Here is a 21,059-nt window from a genome sequence, read left to right as displayed (position 1 = left end):
ATTACGTACGGAATCGTTGCAGAGCCTCCGATAACCCATTGGATACCGTCTCCAGCTTGTCTGACAACCGTACGAGACCTTCGGCAATTCTTGTCTGCTCATGGCTCAGAGAAGCAACTTCCTCCGAAGTAGCCGAAGATTCTTCAGCTACCGCGCTGACATTCCCCATCGCTTCGGCCAATACCTTCTGCGATTGTTCGAGCGTGCCTACCGATGCGGTTACCGATTCCAACTTATCGACGAACTGACTCATCTGAGTTTGCACCGAAAGGAAGATCTCATTGGCGTCCTTAACCGATACAATCTGTTCCTGGAACATCGGATACGCCTCTGTCAGAACGCGTACGGTTTCTTCGACTTCATGCTGAATCGTCACTGTAATTTGGCCGACGACGTCGATCGAATGCTTGGATTGGTCGGCCAGCTTGCGAATTTCATCCGCGACGACCATGAATCCTTTGCCGGCAGCGCCTGCTCTTGCAGCTTCAATCGTTGCATTCAACGAAAGAATGTTCGTTTGCTTCGTGAGGCTCTGCAGCACCTCTAATATTTTGCGGATCGAATTCGTGCTTTCCTTCAACCGATCTACTTTATCGACCATCGAGCGTGTCATTTCTTCCGTAGCACCGGTTTTGGAGATGAGCACATTCATATAGTCGGCGCCTTGCACGCTCGCCCGCTCTACCTCTTTGGCCGAGCGGCCCATCATGACATTATCCTCGAGCACCTGCTTCATCTGATCTTCTATCTCGCCAGTCAGATCAGATCCGCGTTCCGACTCCACCGCCAAAGATGTGGCACCGCCTGCGATCTCTTCCGTTGCGACGGCAATCTCCTTGGCCGAGGCAGCGGTCTGTTTCGAAGCTTCAGCGAGCTCTCCCGCTGTCTGCAGCACCTCTGTGGCGGATTGTGTCGTCTGCTTCACTAGCGTCGTTATTTGCTCCATCATCTGGTTAAAACTACTCGCCAATTGACCTATCTCATCCTTACTCTTGTTATCCGCGCGAACGTTCAGATTGCCAAGCGCACCTTCATTCATCAGATTGCGCAATCTAATGAGCGGCATGGCGACAATCCGAATAACGAACAAGCCGATAGCAATGGCAAGCAAGGCTGCAATCGCCGCGATAATCCATGTTGTCGTTTTAATTTGCCCGGCGTCCTTCACCAGATGTTCAACAGGCACGGTACCGAGCAAACGCCAGTCCATCACCTCGAATTGGTCGTAGAACGCGAGCACATTCTCGCCCGATAGCCCTTTTCCTTCCAATGTTCCCTTGGCGGATCCTTCAGGCAAAGCGATCGTAGAAGGTTTGCCAACCAAAGCTAGATCTTCGTCATAGATAATATTGCTGTTGCTGTCCACGATCGAGACCCGGCTGCCCTCGCCAAGCTGGAGATCTTCAAGCTGTTTGGCCAAGAAATTAACATTAAACTCCATCACAAGGACGAATTTGCCTTCGTTGGTCGTTGTATTCTTAATTACCCGTGCTAGTCCTAACGTTGGATTCGAGCTAGAACCGCTTAGACCTTTATCCCGAACCCCGATCCAACTCACTTTGCCGTCAAGCGCGAGCACCTGCTTGAACCATTCTTCACTCTGCGCCGAACTGATCGTACTGCCGACGGACATTGGCGGTAATGATCCATCGATGGCAATCATGTTCGTGCTTACGATCGACTGATTACCGACTACATAACTTTGCAGCATCTTTCCGATGTTCATCGTAGCCTGGAAACGCTCATAATCTTCTACCGCGGACCGCACGATGTTGAGCTGATCTTGTACATTGTTGTCCAGCATGATCTGCATGGTCAAGTCTTCGAAATTCTGGAACATCAAATTTAATTTGCCGTTCGATTGATGAAGCGCAACCTCATTCGATTCGGACACTTTCTTCTTGATGATCGATTTCGAAGTGGAATACGACGACAACCCGACGACGAGCACGCAGACCAGAATGGCCGAGAAAATAATTAAAAATAATTTAAGGCCGACCGATTGAACCGGGTTCTTCATATTAAGTTGTTTCGTCGTTTCTTGCAGTCTGGCATAAAGCGCTTTCAATTTGGACCCCGCCGCTGATGCTTTCTTCCCCTGTTTCGCAGCGCTCTTCTTATCTTTAGTTGAATTCGCAAACCACTTGCTTTTCTTCATGCTACGACACCACCCTCTGTAATATGTAGTCTGCTAGTTTGGGGGCGAATTGAATTTGCTTCGGTACCCGATTACGCGGTCCGTGGAAACGCTTGCTTTATTACATAAACACAATTGCCAATTCCCCTACTCGTGTATATCGGCATCCCTTACATTCATATTAATAGCAAATTAACAAAAAAATTAAAAAGCCCGATTCCAATTTTCGGGAAATTGGGAATCGAGCTTATAATACCTTATGGACGAATCCGTTTACGCATCATATCCATCGGCTGCACAGGTCGTTCGACCCGCATCACGATTGGCTGAAGCGGATGTCTCGCCGCATCGAGCGGCTCACCGGCTTCATTCTTCAGCTCGCCAACGATCTGTTTGAACGATGTACCGTTCGGCCCGAAGAATTCAACTTCCTGTCCCGGCTTGAAATGATTCCGCTGCTGCACGACCGCTAAGCCCGTCTCGGCATCATAAGACAAGACAACTCCCGCGAAATCGTAAGGAGCGGCTTTATCTTCCGGACCATAGATGTGGTCTTCAGCGCCCGGCGTATCATAGAAGAATCCGCTGTTGAGCGGACGATTGGCTGCCTTCTGAATGTCATGGAGCCACTCTTCCTTCAACTCATAGTTGTCCGGATCGGCCATATAGGCATCGATCGCTCTACGGTAAGCATGAACAACGGTCGCGACATAGTGCAGACTTTTCATTCGGCCTTCGATCTTGAAGCTGTCGACGCCAACTTCAATCAGATCCGGAATGTTCTCGAGCATGCACAAGTCTTTGGAGCCCATCGTGAACTTGTCTTCATCCATGCCGAACAGCTGAATGTCGTCTTCATAAATATCGTATTTCCAGCGGCAAGACTGGCAGCAGCCCCCGCGATTGGAGTCACGATCGGTAAAATGGTTCGACAATACGCAGCGGCCTGAATACGAGGAACACATCGCGCCATGGATGAACGCTTCGATCTCAACATCGACATGATTCTTAATCTCCGCGATTTCTTCCAAGCTTGCCTCACGTGCCAATACGACACGCGGCGCGCCTTCATCTTTCCAGAACTGTACGGCCTGCCAGTTCATCGTCGATTGCTGCGTGCTGACATGAACCTCGAGCTTTGGCGCTACGCGCATGGCCGTGTCCATAATAATCGGATCGGCAGCGATAATCGCCGCGATTCCCGCCTCTTCAAGACCCCGAAGATAATCTTCGATCCCATCCAAGTCTTCGTTATGAGCATAAATATTCGTAGCCACGAACACTTTGGCGCCGTAACGAGCCGCGAATTCCACGCCTTCCTTCATCTCTTCGAATGTAAAATTATCTGCGTTCGACCGTAGACCGTACTGCTGACCGCCAATATAAACCGCATCCGCACCGTAGTGCACGGCAAATTTCAGCTTTTCCAGATTACCTGCTGGCGCTAGCAACTCTGGTCGGTCCAGACGATGACGTTTACCCGTATATTGCGGCTTGGTCTTCGTTGCCATGGTCGTTCACCTCCTGTTATTCTCGTCCATCCTGATGTCTGACCATCCGACCAGCGGCCAAACGGTCAATAAACTTGCTCTTTATAGAAGAATCCGTACGATAACTCGCGTTTCGGATCTTGTACGTCTTGAATCGCCTCAAGCCATTCTTCATTGAATTCATAGCCGTCCGGGTCTTCGTAGTAGGCGTCAATCGCACTGCGGTAGGCTCGGATAACGACCTCATTGTATTCCACCGACTTCAGAATCGGTTCAATACGGAAGCTGTCCACATTGCCTTCCATCAGCTCATGTAAATTCTCGATCATGCACAGATCGTCCGAACTCATGACATGCGTGCCATTCAAGTCTTCATATATCGGAAAACGCTCTTCAGGACGTTCAGCCTCAATCAGATACATACCGTCTTCTTGGGTGCCTACCGGAACGCCATCGATCGGCAAATGATCGCCCTCAGCGAACTTAGCTCCCGCTTCCTTCTGATGATCCATATAGTTGCGTACTAGCGGCCGTTTCGAATGATAGATATTCGTCATGCCGTGTACTTGCACTTGTACCTCAAGACTGCCTTTCGCTTTCGCTTCCAGTACCTGCTCCATGTTAAGCTCTCGCGCGAGCACGACTCTCGTTGCGCCCCGCTTGCCCCAGTAATCCGCCGTCGCATAGTTCGTGGAAGTCATCTCCGCATTCCAATGAAGCGGAATGCCTGGGGCCTTCGAGCGCGCGTTCATCAATATCGCCGGATCGCCGAATACAATGGCGTCGATGCCGATCTGAGCAAGCTGTTCGAGGTAAGCTGGCAACGAAGCTACCGTGTGATTATCCATTACATTGTTGAGTGCAGCATAGATCTTCACGCCGCGCGGCTTCGCGACCTTCACGGCCTCTGTCAACATGTCGATCGTGAAATCGCCAGGCATCCTGACGCCATACGTGGCTTCGCCAAGCAAGAACGCATCTGCGCCGGCATCCATATAACGTACCAGTTCCTCAAGCGAAGAGGCGCTGGTGATAAGTTCGGGCTTTGTTGCCATAGACGAACGCCCTCCTTAAATCATCGTTGTGGTCTTATTCATTCGTTGAAGTTTTCGCCGTTTCATTGCTCTTGCGAATATTTTTATTATGCTCGCTATAGGTGCGCGCAAACAGATGCTCGTTCGTGCCATCCTTCTTGGTGACGTAGAACAGATAATCCGTCTCCTCTGGATAGAGCGCTGCCTCGATCGACTTCAAGCTTGGCGAAGCGATCGGTCCGGGCGGCAGGCCTTTCACTTTATACGTGTTATAAGGGCTCTCGACGTCCAGATCGCTCTCAAGCAGCCGCTCTTTTTGTTTGTCTAGCAAATATTGCACGGTGGCATCAATCTGAAGCGGCATCTCTTCCTTCAACCGGTTGTAGATGATACCCGCGACGATCGGCCGTTCCTTATCAACAACAACTTCACGCTCGATAAGCGATGCTATCGTTAGAAGTTGGTGAAAATCAACGTTGCGCTCTGCCATGGCTTCTTCCCAGTTCTCTGGTAGCGAGTCCAGCTTGCGATCCAGCTCCTTCAGCATCCGATCGATGAGTTGCTCCGCTGTGCTCCCTTTCTCCATCTCGTAGGTCTCCGGGAATAAATAGCCTTCCAAGCGATGCTCCAAGTCAGCCGAATCGGGAATATGCCCGGCTTCATCCGTGTCTGCCCACGTTCGGCTCGTATCCGCCAAGGTCAGGAATGCGGTTTTATCCACGATGCCGTCCACGCTCAATGTATCGGCAATTTGTTCGATCGTGTATCCTTCAGGAATGGTAAACCGTACCGTCTCCGTCTTCATCGTCTCGCCTGCATTCAGCTTGTCGATGATGGCTTGCTTGTCCATGCCCGGAGTAAGCTCGTACACCCCGGCTTGAAAGCGATCTCCCTCGTCCTTAATCCGCAAGTAGTAGCTAAAAATAATAGCATCCCGTATGATCCCCTGATTTTCCAACTCATTCGCAAACCGGGCCGGTGACATGCCGCTCTTCAATTCAACTTGCTTCACTTCACCTTCAGCCGTTGGGCGCAGCCCGTTCCATATATAAAGCGCCACGGCTGCTACAACAAGCAGCATACACCCCAGTATTGATGTAATGACCCAAAATGTAATCCGACCTTTGCTCGGACCGCTTCGAACCCTTCTGCCAGCGGCCGGCTGCTTACTCTGATCCAATCTGAAGTCCTCCGTTTCACGGCATCGTCTCTCAACTATTATAACTAAGTGAGCTGTACATAATAACGCACACATCAAAAGGGACGGCCTTGGACCGCCCCTTAAGACACTCATGCGATTAGGTTCGATGCGAGATGATCGGGGGTCGAGCTACACCTTATTAAGGCTGCTCGTCACCAGCGAACATCAGATCATCGAATGCTTCTGATGCCGCTTCCCACTCATCCTCATCATCTATGGACTCCAGTTCCGGCTCTCCGCCCTCCTGCGTCACGATCCGGAAGAAAGCTACCTCATCTTCCTTGCGCATAGCAGCGGTCTGAAGACCGGCATACCCTTGCCCATCCAGCCGGAACTCGGCAACGATACGGAACACTTCCGTACTGCCGCTGTCCCCGACCAATTCGACTTCGTTACCGTAGATTGGACCTAATACGGAAATGCGTTCAAGATCGTTCAACCGGCATTAGCTCCTTTACGTACTCGACAACGACTAATCGTTCTCGTCGATTTCGCCGAGAAGCGTATTGAACGTCTCCTCGACCATATTCCACTCTTCTTCATCCTCGATCGTATACAGCTTCAGATCATCGCCTTCTTCTTCGTAACGGAAGGCGTATACCTCTTCAGCCTCTTCATCGTCTTCATCGGGATTGAGTGGAACGACCATCATATATTTTTGATCGGACCCGTCTACCTCAAACTTCATGACAACCTCGAATTCTTCCTCGTTGCCTTCTTCATCTGGAATGTAGATGATTTCCGGCTCTTCGTACTGCATGTCGTCCTTTGCCATCGTAACCCTCACCTTTTCGTTTTAGAATCGAGATAATTTTGCAAAATGAGCTGAGCCGCCATTTTGTCTACATTCAATTTTCGCTTCTTCCGGCTGACGTCTGCTTCAAGGAGCGTACGCTCGGCTGCTACTGTCGTTAGCCTTTCGTCCCAAAGGTGAACGGGTAAGTTTAGCTTTTGCTGCAAATCTTGTGCGAATGCGATGCAAATTTCGCCACGCGGACCGATGGTGCCATTCATGTTCTTAGGTAGACCAACCACGATCTCGCTTACTTCACGCTCAGCGACAAGCTTGGCAATCTCATCAAGCTCGCCATTGTCTCGCCGCTTCTGTACGACCCCAACACTTTGCGCGGTCCAGCCGAATGCGTCGCTGACGGCAACTCCGATATTGCGGTCGCCGTAATCCAATCCCATCAGACGCATACGACCTTCATTCCTCTCTTGTTCAACAATACTTAATTGCGGTGCTGACTTAAATAAGATCGTACAAGCTCCTCAATCAACTCGTCGCGCTCTTTTCTGCGAATAATACTTCTGGCATTGTTATGTCGCGGAATGTACGCAGGATCGCCAGACAGCAAATATCCAACGATCTGGTTAATCGGATTATAGTCCTTCTCCTGCAGTGCATTGTACACGGATAACAAAATGTCCTTGGGAGAAGATTCAAGCCCTTCTGCCTTGACGTCGAACTTCATCGTCTTGTCCATGGAATTCATCGCCAGCACCTCACTTTCCAAGCCGCTTAACAGCCGATTGATAATCTTATCATATCACATTTGCATGTGAGAGAACCAGTTCTTCGGCAATTCGAAGTGCTTCTTCCAGCTTCGAAGGATCCTTGCCGCCCGCTTGTGCCATGTCCGGACGTCCACCGCCTCCGCCGCCGCATGCCGCAGCTGCTTCTTTGATGATTTTGCCGGCATTGAAGCCTTGCTTGACGAGGTCAGGCGATACAGATACGACGAGATTGACTTTCTCGTCCGCGACTGCGCCAAGAACGATAACGGCCGATTGCAGCTTCGTCTTCAACTCATCGGCGATACCGCGCAGCGCGTCCATGGATGGCGCGCTCACTTTAGCTGCCAACACGCTTACGCCGCCGACAGTCTTCACCGAGGACTCCAGGGAGCCCGCTTCGATCCGGCTTAATTTGCCTTGAAGCGATTCGTTCTCGCGGCCAAGTTCCTTCACTTGAGTAAACAGGGCGTCGATCCGTTTCGGCACATCCGCCACGTTCGATTTCAGTGCTCCGGCCGCCTGTTTCAACACGTCCAGCTGACCTTCCACATATTCGTAAGCCCCGCGGCCAGATACGGCTTCGATCCGGCGAACGCCCGAGCCGATACCGCTCTCGCCGACAATCTTGAACAACCCGATCTGTGCCGTGTTCGTCACATGGCAGCCGCCGCACAGTTCAAGCGAGTACTCGCCGACGCGCACGACGCGAACCGTATCGCCGTATTTCTCACCGAACAACGCCATCGCGCCCAGTGCTTTTGCTTCCGCAAGCGACTTGTAGTCGATTTGCAGCGGAGTGCCGAGCCAAATCTGTTCATTCACCCGGCGTTCGATGTCTGCCAGTTCCTCAGCACTGATGCTGCCGAAGTGGGAGAAGTCGAAGCGCAGACGATCTGGCTCAACGAGCGAGCCCGCTTGGTTGACATGCTCGCCCAACACATCCTTCAATGCGCGGTGGAGCAAGTGCGTTGCCGTGTGGTTCTTGATGATCGCGTCACGGGTTACAGCTGTTACGGCTGCATGGACCGTAGCGCCCGAACGAACGGTTCCGCTCTTCACAACGGCGTGATGGACTGGCTGGCCATGCGGCGCCTTCGTCACGTCTTCTACTTGAAGGACAAATCCATCGCCGCTGATCGTGCCTTTGTCACCGATCTGGCCGCCGCTTTCCGCATAGAAAGGCGTACGGTCCAGCAGTACGAGGACTTGGCTGCCTTCTGGTGCCGAATCTACGAGCGAATCGCCCGCTACGATGGCTTTGATCTGAGCGCCTTCGAGCACGAGCTCCTGGTAGCCTACGAACTCGGATTTGTCCGTATAATCGGCAAGCGGTCCGCCTTGAACATTCATGCTGCCCGTATCTTGGCGAGCAGCCCGCGCGCGCTCACGTTGCGCTTCCATTGCCGCATCGAATCCGGCGCGGTCAACCGTGAAGCCTTGCTCTGCCCCATAGTCTTCCGTCAAGTCGAACGGGAAGCCATACGTATCATAGAGTTTGAACGCATCCGGGCCAGTAATCTCGGTTTGACCCGCTTCACGGGCATGTTTGACCAGATCGGCAAGCAGAGCCAGTCCATCGGACAGCGTCTCGTGGAAGCGTTCTTCTTCGGTACGAATCACTTTCTCGATGAATTCGCGCTTCTCGACGACTTCCGGGTAGTATACGCCCATCACATCGCCGACCGTCTTCACGAGCTCGAACAGGAACGGACGGTCCACGCCAAGCGTCTTGCCGTAACGGACAGCGCGGCGGAGCAGACGGCGGATAACGTAACCGCGGCCTTCATTCGACGGAAGCACGCCGTCGCCGACTGCGAAAGTAACCGTGCGAATGTGGTCGGCAATGACTTTCAGCGCCACGTCGTGGTCCGCATTCGATTTGTAGCTCACGCCAGCGATCGCGCAAGTCTGGTTGATGATCGGCATGAACAAGTCGGTATCAAAATTCGAATCCACGTCTTGCAGAATCGAAGCAAAACGCTCAAGGCCAGCGCCTGTATCGATATTCTTGTTCGGAAGCGGTGTATAGCTGCCGTCTTTATTATGATTATATTGCGAGAATACCAAATTCCATACTTCGAGGAACCGCTCGTTCTCTCCGCCCGGCCAGCATTCCGGGTCGCTCAGGTCGCCGTACTTGTCGCCGCGATCGTAGAAGATCTCCGTACATGGTCCGCAAGGACCTTCGCCGATATCCCAGAAGTTCTCCTCGAGCTTGTAGATGCGCTCAGCGGGAACCCCGATCTTCTCATTCCAGTAACGGAACGCTTCTTCGTCTTCCGGATGGACCGTGACGGACAGACGGTTCGGGTCGAATCCGATATACTTCGGATCAGTCAGGAACTCCCATGCCCAAGTAATGACTTCTTCCTTAAAGTAGTCGCCGATCGAGAAGTTACCCAGCATCTCGAAGAACGTATGGTGACGGCGGGTTTTGCCGACATTCTCGATGTCGTTCGTACGGATACATTTTTGCGAGTTCGCAATCCGCGGATTGTCCGGGATGACGCGTCCGTCAAAATAGGACTTCAGCGGAGCCATACCCGCGTTGATCCACAAGAGCGATGGATCGTTGTGCGGCACAAGCGATGCGCTTGGCTCGATTTTGTGTCCTTTGCTCTCGAAGAACGCGAGCCACTTGGACCGGATTTCAGCTGCCTTCATAAGGTTCATGCCTCCAATATGTTACTTAGGTTAAAAACCAAAAACGCCCCTGTCATAGACAGGGACGAATGATTCGCGGTACCACCCTGGTTACTGTCCGTCTGAAGCCAGCTAATGCTCGGCCCCATATTGTGCGGTCAGTCTCCTTGTTAGACGTTAACGGGTCCATCCGGTGAAGTTCGTCCACTCTCCGAAACCAGCTTTCCACCATTCTTCTTCATTGGAGCTCTTACAGCCTATGCGGATCTGCTGCAACTTCACCGCATAGAAGCTCCATCTCTGGATGAGGGCTATGGTGTACTTATGTTTCATCCACGATTTGCATGTATGAAAAATCGTCGTATAGAGTGATTATATTGTTTTTTGCCTTTACCTGTCAAATTATATCGTCTTTCGTCTGACGTAATAAGCGAATATATGCTGGATGACGACCTTCCCCGCGGCGAAGATCGGTACAGCCAGAATCATGCCTACGATCCCCGCGATCTCTCCGCCCACTAGCAGCGCGAATATGATGGACAACGGATGCATATGCAGCGTACGTCCGACGACCTGCGGCGAGATGACATTCCCTTCGAGAATCTGGCAGGCCGTGTTGATGACGACAACGAACAACATCATTTTGATCGAGATGGTAGAAGCCACTACGAGTGCCGGCGCTGCGCCGAAGAACGGACCCAAGTAGGGAATGATGTTCGTTACCGCCACGATCGCCGCGAGCAGCAACGGATATGGCATCCCTATGCATAGATAACCGATGTATGCCAGACCGCCGACGATCACGCAGACGAGAAACTGGCCGCGGATATAGCTGCCAAGCGCATGGTCGATATCCTTGATCAGACGGACGGCATGCTTGCGATGCGGCTTCGGTACGTAAGTGAGCACCGTTCGCTCGAACACTTCAAAATCTTTCAGGATATAGAAGGCCAGGAACGGAATGATGAACCCAATAAAGACGACATTCAGCATCGCGCCAATATTGTTCAGAAAGCTGAAAATGGCTTCAGAAGCGTACTTCTCCAGCTTGTACAGCGAGTTATGGATTCCTCCTCGTATGCTTTCAGGCAGGAAGGATGAATTATTGAGGTCGTTCACCAGACTCTGTGCTCTCATCGTCAAATCCGGCATATGTTGATTGAGCTCCTGCAGCTGCTCCATGAACATGGGGATCGCATTCATCAGAATGACGGTGAGCGACGCCAGAAATACGGCATAGATCAACAATACCGCAACCGTCCGCGGCACCTTGCGTTCATGCAACAGACTAACGATCGGATTGAGCACATAAGATATGATCATAGCGATGAGGAACGGGGCGAGCACCGCTTTCAGAAAACTGTAGATATGAATGATAATCGGCTTGATCAGGAGAAGCAGATACAGTGCGATTAAAGCTAAAATAACGATAATCAGTCCGCGAACCAGACGACTGCTTGTTAAACGATCCATACTTCTCCCCTCTCCACTGCAGCGTTAGGCAATATCGCCCTAAATTGGCAATTGGCCGAACTAACTGTTACAGTATATGTACAAGTCTTCAGTTTCATCCAACAAATACAAAAAGACGCCCTCCATAAATGAGGACGCCTTCGGTTATGCATGATGTCAGTTCGCGTGTACTTGAGGAATCTCATCCTCAAAGAACAAATCATCCAACGAGCTGAGGGTGCCGTCTTCTTCGACTTGGAAGACCGACATCTTGTCGCCATTCACCGTTAGTTCGATAAAGCAGCCCCAGCAGTAGAACTGGTGGGAACCGATTTTGCCAATATCTTTAGAGTTGCAGTTGGGACATCTCATATTCATTTCTCCCTATATATCCGAATCAGAAGCAGTGACCGGCTCTAATAGCAGTTCACTGCCGGCCGGAACGATTATTGCATTCTCACCTAATGTGACGGTATCGAGATCAGTCGGAGCCGGCAACCACTTACGCCCGTCCATAACATCTGCGATAAATCCGTCAGTTAGCTCATAGCCTACTATCTGTGTACCCTGTTCGTTGCTAAAATAAACATCTGATACTCGGCCAAGTTGTTCCCCATCGGTCGTAACGACGATGAGATCCTTAAGCCTTATCGCTCCGGTGTGGAAGGATCGTTGAATATCTGCTGGAAGCGCCTTGTGAACCGCTTGCTCGCTCATAATGAATACGACATCTTCCCCGCACTTGACAACATCCGACCAGAGGATGGATCTGGTGGCCGATAAGAATCGCCTTCCCACATCCAGGATGATACCGGATAGCTCCCAATGTTCGTCGAACCATGCATCCTTCACATGACCAACCTGTTGACCTGTCGACATGATAAGAACAGGCAGGCCAATCATATGTTGAAGCTTAATCATGTTATGAGGAAGCCTCCTAGGCGTTAGTACGAACGCGACTTAAGAATGTTTCAATTTTTTGCGACGCGCGTTCCAGTTCCTCCAGAGTATTCCCCAAACCGAAGCTAAATCTTACTGCGGAAGTTAATCTTTCCTGCGACAGATTCATGGCCTTCAGCACATGAGACGGTTCGATCGCTCCAGCCGTGCAAGCGGATCCCCCGGAAGCGGCGATTCCTTGCAGATCCAAGTTCATCAGCAGCGTCTCCGTATCCGTTCCCAGGAAGCTTAAATTGGCGATGTGCGCCAGATGTTCGGTAGGATGACCGTTCACTCGGATACGGTCCTCCCCGTATAGTGCTTTCATACGTTCTATCCAGTTAAGACGAAGCTTGTCCAGAAAAAGTTTCCGCTCCATCATGGAATTCACAGTAATTTCAACCGCCTTCGCAAATCCAGCTGCTCCAGCCAAATTTTCCGTGCCGGCGCGGCGTTTGCGTTCTTGAGAGCCGCCGTGTTGCAAGGGCTCAAAGGCCAGATGTTTGGCGATAAATAAGGCACCAATTCCCTGCGGCCCATTCAGCTTGTGCGCAGAGAAGCTCATCAGGTCGACAGGCAGTGTCCGAAGATCAATCGGCAGCGAACCGAGCGCTTGTACGGCATCAACGTGAAAAGGAACGCCGAGTCTTCTTGCGAGCTCGCCGATCTGTTGAATGGGTTGTATCGTCCCTGTTTCGTTATTGGCATACATCACGCTAATGAGCGCGGTATCCGGGCGAATGGCTGCTTCAACATCTGCCACGTCTACCCGGCCATTCTCATCAACAGGCAGGAGCGTAAGCTCGAAACCTTCTTTAACCAAAGCCTCACAAGCCCGTACTACGGCATGGTGCTCCGTCGAAGAAGTAATGACATGGTTCTTACCCTGCTCCCGTCTTGCTCGTGCCGTGCCGATAATGGCCGCGTTGTCACTCTCCGTACCCCCAGACGTGAAATAAAGCTCGGAGGAAGTACAACCAATTGCGCGTGCAATGGTGTCCCGCGAGCGACTGAGCAGCTGTTTGGCCGAGCGGCCAAAGCTATGTGTACTAGAGGCGTTGCCATAGTTGCCGGTATATACAGCCATCATCGTCTCTGCAACATCCGGATGGATGGGCGAGGATGCGGCATGATCGAAATAAAATCGTTCCATGAGGATCCGTCCTTACAAAGGTCCTCAGCTTGAGGCTAACGGACCATCGGCTAGTATACTAGATATAAAACATGTATGAATCTTGCTGGCCTTCTTCCTTGTACGTGACAAGGTCAGCCAGCGTTGTGGAATCCAGCACTTCAGCGATGCTGTCCCGAATCCGCAGCCACAAATTACGCTTGGCAGGATCATCTTCTTCCGTAAAATCAACCGGCGAAATCGGTCCTTCCAAAATGCGAATGACATCGCCTGCTGTAATTGTTTCCGGGTCACGCGATAAAATATACCCGCCGTATGCTCCCCGGATACTCTTAACCAAGCCCGCATTACGCAGCGGTGCAATCAATTGCTCCAGATAGTGCTCCGATAATCCGTTACGTTCGGCGATGCTCTTGAGCGAAGTAGGACCTTCGCCAAACTTGCCGGAAAGCTCCATCATAATGGTCAGTCCGTAACGGCCTTTAGTCGATATCTTCAACTATGACACCTCATCTTTCGACTTGTGAGTGAAATCCATAGGACCAACCATCCAAGTCTGTCTTCGCGTACCCATATAAACCATGGTATTCCCATAACATATATATGTTAACATACTCTGAAGCCTTTTGGTTAAAAAAGCATGACATAATCATGAAAATAGGTCTCATGTATGCTACAATAGAGAAACTTGCGGCACCTTGCCCTCATTTGCAGCTTTATTCGCTGCTTCTAGAGCTAACGGAGCCGTTTCATCATATAAGGTGGTGTAGTTTCTCCATGAATCAAGATAACAGCTCAACTCGGATCGTTGTCGGCATGTCCGGCGGCGTTGATTCCTCGGTCACTGCGCTGCTGCTCAAGCAGCAAGGCTATGACGTGATCGGCATTTTCATGAAAAACTGGGATGACACGGATGAATTCGGCCACTGTACGGCCGAAGAAGATGCGGAAGATGTCCGCCGCGTCTGCGAGCAGATCGGCATCCCCTACTATACGGTCAACTTCGAACAAGCATATCAGGACAAGGTATTCGCTTACTTCTTGGATGAATACCGCCGCGGCCGCACGCCGAACCCCGATGTCATGTGCAACCGGGAGATCAAATTCGGCGACTTCCTGAGAAAAGCGCTCGACCTTGGCGCGGACTATTTGGCAACCGGCCATTATGCTCGTGTCGAACGCCAAGCAGACGGTACGACGAAGCTGCTTAAGGGCGTAGACGGCAACAAGGACCAAACGTACTTCCTGAATGCACTGAATCAGGAGCAACTCGGCAAAGCGATGTTCCCGATCGGTCATCTGCCGAAACCGGAAGTACGGAGACTTGCGGAAGAAGCCGGACTTGCGACAGCCAAGAAGAAGGACAGCACAGGCGTCTGTTTCATCGGCGAACGCAATTTCAAGGAATTCCTCAGCAACTATCTGCCGGCTCAACCTGGCCCGATGATCGATATCGCGACCGGACAGACCAAGGGCCGCCACGACGGTCTTATGTACTATACGCTTGGCCAACGGCAAGGCCTCGGCATCGGCGGATCAGGCACAGGCGAACCGTGGTTCGTCGTCTCGAAGGACCTGAAGGAGAATATTCTCTATGTTGTACAAGGCGACAAGCATCCTAGCCTGTATTCGCACAGCCTGACGGCTACCGATGTCAACTGGATCTCGCCTGCGAAACCGGAAGGCCCGCTCCACTGCAAAGCCAAATTCCGTTATCGTCAGCAAGACCAGGGCGTGACGATTACGTTCCATGCAGACGGAACTACGGCCGACGTTGTATTTGATACGCCGCAGAAAGCCATCACGCACGGACAGGCAGTCGTGTTCTATGACGGCGACGTCTGCTTGGGCGGGGGCACGATCGATCAGGTGCATGTAGGCGAATAAAACAAAAGACCGAATCGGATATCCGATTCGGTCTTTTGTTTTGCCTTTCTTTTAGCCCGTCTCCGCTTGCAGCTCGGTTCCGGACTCATCCACGTTTCCCCTTTTGCGCAACAGCACCCGGGAGATCCGGAGATGGTCTGTTTCTTCAATAATGAATTCTTGACCGCCTGGAATCGGTACCCGCTGGTCGCGGGATGGCGGAATCTCGATCTGCGAGTACAGCCAACCGCCGATCGTATCGTAGTCATCCGTCTCGATCTCGAGTCCGAAGTAACTGTTCACTTCTTCAATCAGCATAAGTCCGTTAATGGAATACGTATCTTCATCACGGCGTTCGATATTGGGACGCTCTTCGTCGAATTCATCCTGAATCTCGCCCACGATCTCTTCCATGATATCTTCTAATGTAACTAGCCCCGAAGTTCCGCCATATTCGTCGATGAGAATCGCGATTTGCGTCTTCTTCTTCTGCATGAGCTTGAGCAGCGTACTAATCTGCATCGACTCAGGGACCGTCGTCATCGGTCGCATAATGACTCGAATATCCGTGATGCTCTGCGTGGGAACCTTGAGCAGGTCTTTAATATGAATAAAGCCGATAATGTTGTCCTTATCCCCATCCGCCACTGGATAACGGGTATGCATCTCTTTGAGGGCAATCTCCCGATTCTCTTCGAACGGCAAATTCGTAAATAAACAGGTCATTTCGGTACGCGGAATCATAATTTCGCGCGCATTCGTCTCGGCGAAATCGAAAATATTGTCCATTAAGGTTAATTCTGTGTTGTCGATCAATCCGGATTTGTGGCTTTCCTTCATCAGAATACGGATTTCTTCCTCCGTGTGCGCGGAGTCATGCTCGCTGGCCGGCTCGATGCCTACCAGTTTCAATATCGCATTGGCCGTACCATTTAATACCCAGATGAACGGATACATGATTTTGTGAAATACGATGAGCGGCATAGCGGTCCACAAGGTAACCTCTTCCGATTTCCGGATCGCTACCGTTTTTGGCGCCAATTCCCCTAAGACGATATGAAGCAGCGTAATTATGGAGAAGGCAATAATGAATGCGACAGTATGAATGAGTGTTTCGTTAAAATTCAGCTTTAATAGCAACGGTTCAATCGCATCCGCAATCGCAGGTTCACCAATCCAGCCAAGACCAAGCGAAGCAAGCGTTATTCCCAACTGACAGGCGGACAGATAAGCGTCCAAGTGGTTAGTTAGATTAGATGCAAACCGTGCGCGCCGGTTACCGCCCGACACAAGCGAATCAATTCGACTGCTCCTCACCTTCACCATCGCAAACTCTGCGGCGACAAAAAAGCCGTTCAAAAACACAAGCACTAAAATCAAAATACCATTCAACAATATGGGTAACGGGTCACTCAACGATTCCCTGCCAACCGAGTGACGCTTCGAAAGCGACTGTCGGTGACAGGTACACCTCCTTCTGGATCAAAAAATATAAACGATACTTATATAGTATAAGATTAGTCGAATCAGCACCTCCGCGTCAAACATCAGGAAACCACCGGTATCCCCGTTTTCAGGTTATATTGTATGTTTATTCGGTAAAGGTCGGCCATTATGCGCTGTTTCCTAAGGTATGCTTACGTTTTTGAAGTGATACCGCTACTTTCCGCCACGTTTGAGCTGATTGTGCCTGATTTTATCCTCGGTTCCCTGTTGGGAAGCGGTATAGAATGTTTTGCCGTCCAATCGGTCCGGCAAATATTGCTGCTTCACATAATGCCCGGGAAAGTCATGCGGATATTGATAGCCGACATGACCGAGCTTCTGCGCCCCGCTATAATGGGCATCCCTTAAATGCAGCGGAACCTCCGCCGTGCCTGTCGCTTCGATCGCATTCATGACCGAACCGATCGCGAGAGCCGTAGCGTTAGACTTGGGGCTTTCCACCGCGAAAAGGATGGCCTGCGCAATGTTGTATTTGGCTTCCGGCCAGCCGATCTTATGATACGCATCCATCGCTGTGACCGCCTGCACCATCGCCTGCGGGTTCGCAAGCCCGATATCTTCGCTGCACGCAACGATAAGCCTTCTTAGGAACGTCATCGGGTCCATTCCGAGCCGTTCGACGGCGTACAAGAACCAGAACAGCGCTGCGTCGCTTGAGCCTCGCACGCTTTTGTGGAACGCCGAGAGGACATCGTACTGGGTCGATTCATCCGCTCGAATGGTCGGCTTACGAATGGATTCCTCAGCCACGGCAAGCGTGATACGCACCGAGCCGTCCAATTCGCTTGGCGTCGTCACCGCCGCGAGTTCGATGGCATTGAGCGCCCGACGGATATCTCCTCCCGCCATCGACGCTATATGCGCGAGCGCCGCCTCTTCCACCTCCAACTTCATAAAGCCTAGACCGCGGCTCGAATCCGAGATTGCCCGGCGCATGGCCTCTATGGCGTCATCGCGCGTTAATGCTTCAAGCTGGAACAATGTCGATCTGGACAATAAGGCGCCGTTCACGAAATGGAAAGGATTCTCCGTAGTTGCACCTATAAAAATAATGATCCCCTGCTCAACGGCGGGGAGCAGCGCATCCTGACGCGAGGCATTGAAGCGATGCACCTCATCGAGGAACAGGATGGTCTTGCGGCCATACATCGCCTTGTTCGTCTTGGCCGATTCTATAACGTCGCGAACGTCCTTCACCGACGCATCCACCGCGTTCAGCTTGACGAAATCCGCCTTCGTCCGCTTGGAGATGATATGCGCCAGCGTCGTCTTCCCGCAGCCCGGAGGACCGTACAGAATGATCGAGGATACCTGGTCCGCCTCGATCGCCCTCCGCAGCAGCTTGCCCGGCCCGAGAATATGCGCTTGGCCGATATATTCATCGATCGTCTCCGGCCTCATCCGGTCGGCCAGCAGTTTCGCACGCGGCGCTTCCGTTTCGTCCTGATAAGAGAATAAGTCCATGAGATTCAACACACCTTCGTAAGCAGTTGTTTATTCATGATAGCACATTCGTACACATGTTCGCGACTAAGAGGAAAGATGTGCCGACGCCAAAAAGCTTCCCTCGTTGCAGAGAGAAGCTTCATAGGGTATTTAGGTGAACGTCTGAATCAACAAGACGATATTTAATACAGCGATGACTACCGCGATGGTCCATGCCAATAGCTTAATCCAGAGCGGATTGACGAACTGGCCCATTTTCGTTTTGTCGCTCGTGAACTTAACGAGCGGGAAGACGGCAAAGGACAGCTGCAGGGACAAGATCACTTGGCTTAGAATGAGCAGATCCATCGTCCCTTGCTCACCGTATAAAGCCGTTACGATAACAGCCGGGATAACCGCAATAAGGCGAGTCACAAGCCTGCGAATCCAAGAAGGAATGCGAATGTTCAGGAAACCTTCCATCACTATCTGACCGGCGATCGTGCCCGTTAACGTCGCATTTTGACCCGAAGCCAGGAGCGCCACGCCGAACAGGATGCTCGCAGCCGTCGTTCCCAGCAGCGGGGCAAGCATATGGTACGCTTCTTCAATGTCGGCGATCTCTGTATAGCCCTGCGCGTGGAACGTTGCCGCCGCAATGATCAGAATCGCGGCATTGATGAACAAAGCGAAGAATAGCGCGATCGTCGAATCCCATGTGGCGTATTTGATCGCTTGCCGCTTCCCAAGCTCGGTCTGTTCAATTTGCCTAGTTTGAACGATTGAAGAGTGCAAATACAGGTTATGGGGCATTACCGTGGCACCGAGTATACCTATAGCGATATACAGCATCTCCGGATTGGTCACGATGTCCGCGGTTGGCACGAAACCTTTGGCAATGCCGCCGAGATCCGGTTTGGCCAAAATGATCTCCATGAGAAAACAGCCGGCAATCGTTGCAATCAACGTGATGACAAGCGCTTCAATATACCGAAAACCTTTGTTTTGCAGCAGCAGGATGAGCAGCACATCCAACACCGTAATCATGACGCCATAGATGAGCGGGATGCCGAATAGCAGATGAAGCGCAATAGCCGCACCAATGACTTCCGCCAGATCGCAAGCTGCAATAGCAAGTTCTGCTAGCGCCCATAGAACGAAAGATACCGGCTTGCTGTAATGATCCTTGCATGCCTGAGCCAAATCGCGGCCGGTCACGATCCCGAGCTTGCCGGCCAACGCTTGCAAGAGGATTGCCATTAGGTTGGAGATCAGAATGACCGACAGCAAGGAATACCCGAACATGGAGCCGCCGGCGATATCCGTCGCCCAGTTGCCGGGGTCCATATAGCCAACTGCAACCAAGTAGCCCGGCCCGGCGAACGCGAGAAATTTGCGCAGCCACGAGCCATGCTTGGGAACTTTCATCGTACCGTGCACTTCCGCAAGCGAGAGTTGACTGCTCTTCGTGCGCCAGCCTTTGTCCTGCGGAGCCTCTGATGTTTGATCCGTCATGTGTGTTCACCTCAAACAGATTGGTTTGCATCCATAAGATGAGGATGCAGCATTCTGGTTAGTTGATTGGTTTGCATTCATAAGATGAGGATGCAGCATTCTGGTTAGTTGATTGGTTTGCATCCATAGATAGGGATGCAGCATTCTGGTTAGTTGATTGGTTTGCATCATCACCCCTTCATTGTACACCTCCAACAATGTTTGTCAAAGGCAACTTTTCAGAAGAAACCGTTCTCTGCAAAAATAAAAAAAGCCTTACCTCTGAATTGAACAGCGGTAAGGCTTCCTATTATAAAATTATCGTTAACGATCTAGACCGCCATTAACGAGCAAATCTTTCACCACGACGCTAACCATGATCAATCCCGCAACAGGCGGAACGAAAGCGTTGCTAGCCGGCGGCTGCTGCGCCTTGCGGATCTCCGGCGCATTCTCCGGCACGATGCGCTGCGTGACATCTTCCCGCGGCTTCATCGGCTCCTCGGTCGAGAAGACGACCTTAACCCCTTTCTTAATCCCGTCTTTCCGCAGTTTCGTGCGGACGACGCGCGCGATCGGGTCCATCGATGTCTTCGAGATGTCGGCTACCTGGAACTTGGTCGGATCCATTTTGTTCGCGGCACCCATGCTGGAGATAATCGGAATTTTCCGCTCCAAGCACTGCTTGATCAGATGAATCTTGTAAGAGATGGTGTCGGAAGCATCCAATACATAATCGAGCGGATACTCGAACAGCTTCTCGTAGGTTTCCTCTGTGTAAAACATCCGCAATGAGATGACATCGCATTCCGGGTTAATCAGCTTAATCCGATCCCGCATCAAATCTGCCTTAGGTTGTCCAACGGTCGTCGTGAGCGCATGGATCTGGCGGTTCACGTTCGTTATATCGACGACATCCTTATCGATCAGGATGATCCGTCCTACGCCGGTACGCGCCAACGCTTCCGCAGCGATCGATCCGACGCCGCCGATCCCCAGAACGGCAACGGTGCTGTTCTTCATCAGCTCTAGACCTTCGGGACCGATCGCAAGCTCTGTCCGGGAAAATTGGTGCAGCATAAATGGCCTCCTTTGCTCCAATCGAATAGGCAAGTTGAAACGTCTACCGTCGTCTTAATGACGTGGGCGCGTTTCATTGCGGAGAAATGCAAGCAGCTTTATAAGCGGGAACCTTATAAACGCTTGAATTTCAAAGATAGCG

19 protein-coding genes are annotated in these 21,059 nt (G+C 51.4%); 1 reads left to right on the top strand and 18 read right to left on the bottom strand.

Features of this window, described 5'->3' with window-relative positions; translation table 11 throughout:
• Position 1: 1 nt before the first annotated feature.
• From FHS18_RS09895 to cymR, 14 genes are all read right to left on the bottom strand, one after another.
• On the bottom strand, positions 2-2,158 hold the full coding sequence (locus tag FHS18_RS09895; protein WP_246427551.1) for a methyl-accepting chemotaxis protein: 2,157 nt from the start codon (positions 2,156-2,158) through the stop codon (positions 2-4).
• A 236-nt stretch (positions 2,159-2,394) separates the two neighbouring features.
• Positions 2,395-3,648: a peptidase U32 family protein gene (locus FHS18_RS09890; protein WP_183599517.1), complete on the bottom strand. Its 1,254-nt coding sequence runs from the start codon at positions 3,646-3,648 to the stop codon at positions 2,395-2,397.
• Positions 3,649-3,713: 65 nt separating this feature from the next.
• Complete coding sequence (locus tag FHS18_RS09885) at positions 3,714-4,682, bottom strand: peptidase U32 family protein (RefSeq protein WP_183599514.1); 969 nt, start codon at positions 4,680-4,682, stop codon at positions 3,714-3,716.
• Positions 4,683-4,716: 34 nt separating this feature from the next.
• Positions 4,717-5,841 carry an endolytic transglycosylase MltG gene (gene mltG / locus FHS18_RS09880; RefSeq protein WP_246427550.1) on the bottom strand — a complete coding sequence of 375 codons (1,125 nt, stop codon included), beginning with the start codon at positions 5,839-5,841 and terminating at the stop codon, positions 4,717-4,719.
• 160 nt (positions 5,842-6,001) lie between these two features.
• Positions 6,002-6,301 (bottom strand): DUF1292 domain-containing protein, encoded by a 300-nt coding sequence (locus FHS18_RS09875; protein ID WP_183599511.1) that lies wholly within the window; start codon positions 6,299-6,301, stop codon positions 6,002-6,004.
• 33 nt (positions 6,302-6,334) lie between these two features.
• Entirely contained in the window at positions 6,335-6,637 is a 303-nt protein-coding gene (locus FHS18_RS09870) for a DUF1292 domain-containing protein (protein WP_183599510.1), read from the bottom strand.
• Positions 6,638-6,645: 8 nt separating this feature from the next.
• A complete protein-coding gene (ruvX, locus tag FHS18_RS09865; RefSeq protein ID WP_183599508.1) occupies positions 6,646-7,062 on the bottom strand; it encodes a Holliday junction resolvase RuvX in 417 nt (138 codons plus the stop codon).
• A gap of 32 nt (positions 7,063-7,094) precedes the next feature.
• Positions 7,095-7,358: an IreB family regulatory phosphoprotein gene (locus FHS18_RS09860; RefSeq protein WP_183599506.1), complete on the bottom strand. Its 264-nt coding sequence runs from the start codon at positions 7,356-7,358 to the stop codon at positions 7,095-7,097.
• Positions 7,359-7,407: 49 nt separating this feature from the next.
• Positions 7,408-10,044 carry an alanine--tRNA ligase gene (alaS, locus tag FHS18_RS09855; protein WP_183599504.1) on the bottom strand — a complete coding sequence of 879 codons (2,637 nt, stop codon included), beginning with the start codon at positions 10,042-10,044 and terminating at the stop codon, positions 7,408-7,410.
• Positions 10,045-10,425: 381 nt separating this feature from the next.
• Positions 10,426-11,496 carry an AI-2E family transporter gene (locus tag FHS18_RS09850; protein WP_183599502.1) on the bottom strand — a complete coding sequence of 357 codons (1,071 nt, stop codon included), beginning with the start codon at positions 11,494-11,496 and terminating at the stop codon, positions 10,426-10,428.
• Between the two features lie 156 nt (positions 11,497-11,652).
• Positions 11,653-11,847, bottom strand: coding sequence for a hypothetical protein (locus FHS18_RS09845; RefSeq protein WP_183599500.1), 195 nt, complete (start codon positions 11,845-11,847; stop codon positions 11,653-11,655).
• 12 nt (positions 11,848-11,859) lie between these two features.
• Complete coding sequence (locus FHS18_RS09840) at positions 11,860-12,396, bottom strand: PRC-barrel domain-containing protein (RefSeq protein ID WP_183599498.1); 537 nt, start codon at positions 12,394-12,396, stop codon at positions 11,860-11,862.
• A gap of 16 nt (positions 12,397-12,412) precedes the next feature.
• Positions 12,413-13,567, bottom strand: coding sequence for a cysteine desulfurase family protein (locus FHS18_RS09835; RefSeq protein WP_183599496.1), 1,155 nt, complete (start codon positions 13,565-13,567; stop codon positions 12,413-12,415).
• Positions 13,568-13,625: 58 nt separating this feature from the next.
• Positions 13,626-14,045, bottom strand: coding sequence for a cysteine metabolism transcriptional regulator CymR (cymR, locus tag FHS18_RS09830; RefSeq protein ID WP_183599494.1), 420 nt, complete (start codon positions 14,043-14,045; stop codon positions 13,626-13,628).
• Between the two features lie 278 nt (positions 14,046-14,323).
• On the opposite strand from cymR, the gene mnmA reads away from it, so the two are divergent.
• Positions 14,324-15,433: a tRNA 2-thiouridine(34) synthase MnmA gene (gene mnmA, locus FHS18_RS09825; RefSeq protein WP_183599492.1), complete on the top strand. Its 1,110-nt coding sequence runs from the start codon at positions 14,324-14,326 to the stop codon at positions 15,431-15,433.
• Positions 15,434-15,484: 51 nt separating this feature from the next.
• Here mnmA and FHS18_RS09820 read toward each other — a convergent pair whose 3' ends face one another.
• From FHS18_RS09820 to FHS18_RS09805, 4 genes are all read right to left on the bottom strand, one after another.
• Complete coding sequence (locus FHS18_RS09820; RefSeq protein WP_183599490.1) at positions 15,485-16,828, bottom strand: hemolysin family protein; 1,344 nt, start codon at positions 16,826-16,828, stop codon at positions 15,485-15,487.
• Between the two features lie 243 nt (positions 16,829-17,071).
• Entirely contained in the window at positions 17,072-18,382 is a 1,311-nt protein-coding gene (locus tag FHS18_RS09815) for a replication-associated recombination protein A (protein WP_183599488.1), read from the bottom strand.
• Positions 18,383-18,514: 132 nt separating this feature from the next.
• On the bottom strand, positions 18,515-19,858 hold the full coding sequence (locus FHS18_RS09810) for an Nramp family divalent metal transporter (protein ID WP_183599486.1): 1,344 nt from the start codon (positions 19,856-19,858) through the stop codon (positions 18,515-18,517).
• A gap of 303 nt (positions 19,859-20,161) precedes the next feature.
• Positions 20,162-20,917, bottom strand: a complete 756-nt coding sequence (locus FHS18_RS09805; protein WP_183599484.1) for a tRNA threonylcarbamoyladenosine dehydratase — start codon at positions 20,915-20,917, stop codon at positions 20,162-20,164.
• Positions 20,918-21,059: the final 142 nt, after the last annotated feature.

It is taken from the genome of Paenibacillus phyllosphaerae (genome assembly GCF_014192105.1).
GTDB lineage: Bacteria > Bacillota > Bacilli > Paenibacillales > Paenibacillaceae > Paenibacillus_Z > Paenibacillus_Z phyllosphaerae.
The sequence above is the reverse complement of the archived record's forward strand: the minus strand, read 5'-3'. Positions and strand labels throughout refer to the sequence as shown.

What these genes read in the sequence shown, in the direction of transcription:
- FHS18_RS09895 (WP_246427551.1), bottom strand. Translation starts at nt 2,158, where the DNA reads ATGAAGAAAAGCAAGTGGTTTGCGAATTCAACTAAAGATAAGAAGAGC.
- FHS18_RS09870 (WP_183599510.1), bottom strand. Translation starts at nt 6,637, where the DNA reads ATGGCAAAGGACGACATGCAGTACGAAGAGCCGGAAATCATCTACATT.
- mnmA (WP_183599492.1), top strand. Translation starts at nt 14,324, where the DNA reads ATGAATCAAGATAACAGCTCAACTCGGATCGTTGTCGGCATGTCCGGC.
- alaS (WP_183599504.1), bottom strand. Translation starts at nt 10,044, where the DNA reads ATGAAGGCAGCTGAAATCCGGTCCAAGTGGCTCGCGTTCTTCGAGAGC.
- FHS18_RS09815 (WP_183599488.1), bottom strand. Translation starts at nt 18,382, where the DNA reads ATGGACTTATTCTCTTATCAGGACGAAACGGAAGCGCCGCGTGCGAAA.
- FHS18_RS09845 (WP_183599500.1), bottom strand. Translation starts at nt 11,847, where the DNA reads ATGAGATGTCCCAACTGCAACTCTAAAGATATTGGCAAAATCGGTTCC.
- FHS18_RS09805 (WP_183599484.1), bottom strand. Translation starts at nt 20,917, where the DNA reads ATGCTGCACCAATTTTCCCGGACAGAGCTTGCGATCGGTCCCGAAGGT.
- FHS18_RS09810 (WP_183599486.1), bottom strand. Translation starts at nt 19,858, where the DNA reads ATGACGGATCAAACATCAGAGGCTCCGCAGGACAAAGGCTGGCGCACG.
- FHS18_RS09840 (WP_183599498.1), bottom strand. Translation starts at nt 12,396, where the DNA reads ATGATTAAGCTTCAACATATGATTGGCCTGCCTGTTCTTATCATGTCG.
- FHS18_RS09890 (WP_183599517.1), bottom strand. Translation starts at nt 3,648, where the DNA reads ATGGCAACGAAGACCAAGCCGCAATATACGGGTAAACGTCATCGTCTG.
- FHS18_RS09885 (WP_183599514.1), bottom strand. Translation starts at nt 4,682, where the DNA reads ATGGCAACAAAGCCCGAACTTATCACCAGCGCCTCTTCGCTTGAGGAA.
- FHS18_RS09835 (WP_183599496.1), bottom strand. Translation starts at nt 13,567, where the DNA reads ATGGAACGATTTTATTTCGATCATGCCGCATCCTCGCCCATCCATCCG.
- ruvX (WP_183599508.1), bottom strand. Translation starts at nt 7,062, where the DNA reads ATGCGTCTGATGGGATTGGATTACGGCGACCGCAATATCGGAGTTGCC.
- FHS18_RS09860 (WP_183599506.1), bottom strand. Translation starts at nt 7,358, where the DNA reads ATGAATTCCATGGACAAGACGATGAAGTTCGACGTCAAGGCAGAAGGG.
- FHS18_RS09850 (WP_183599502.1), bottom strand. Translation starts at nt 11,496, where the DNA reads ATGGATCGTTTAACAAGCAGTCGTCTGGTTCGCGGACTGATTATCGTT.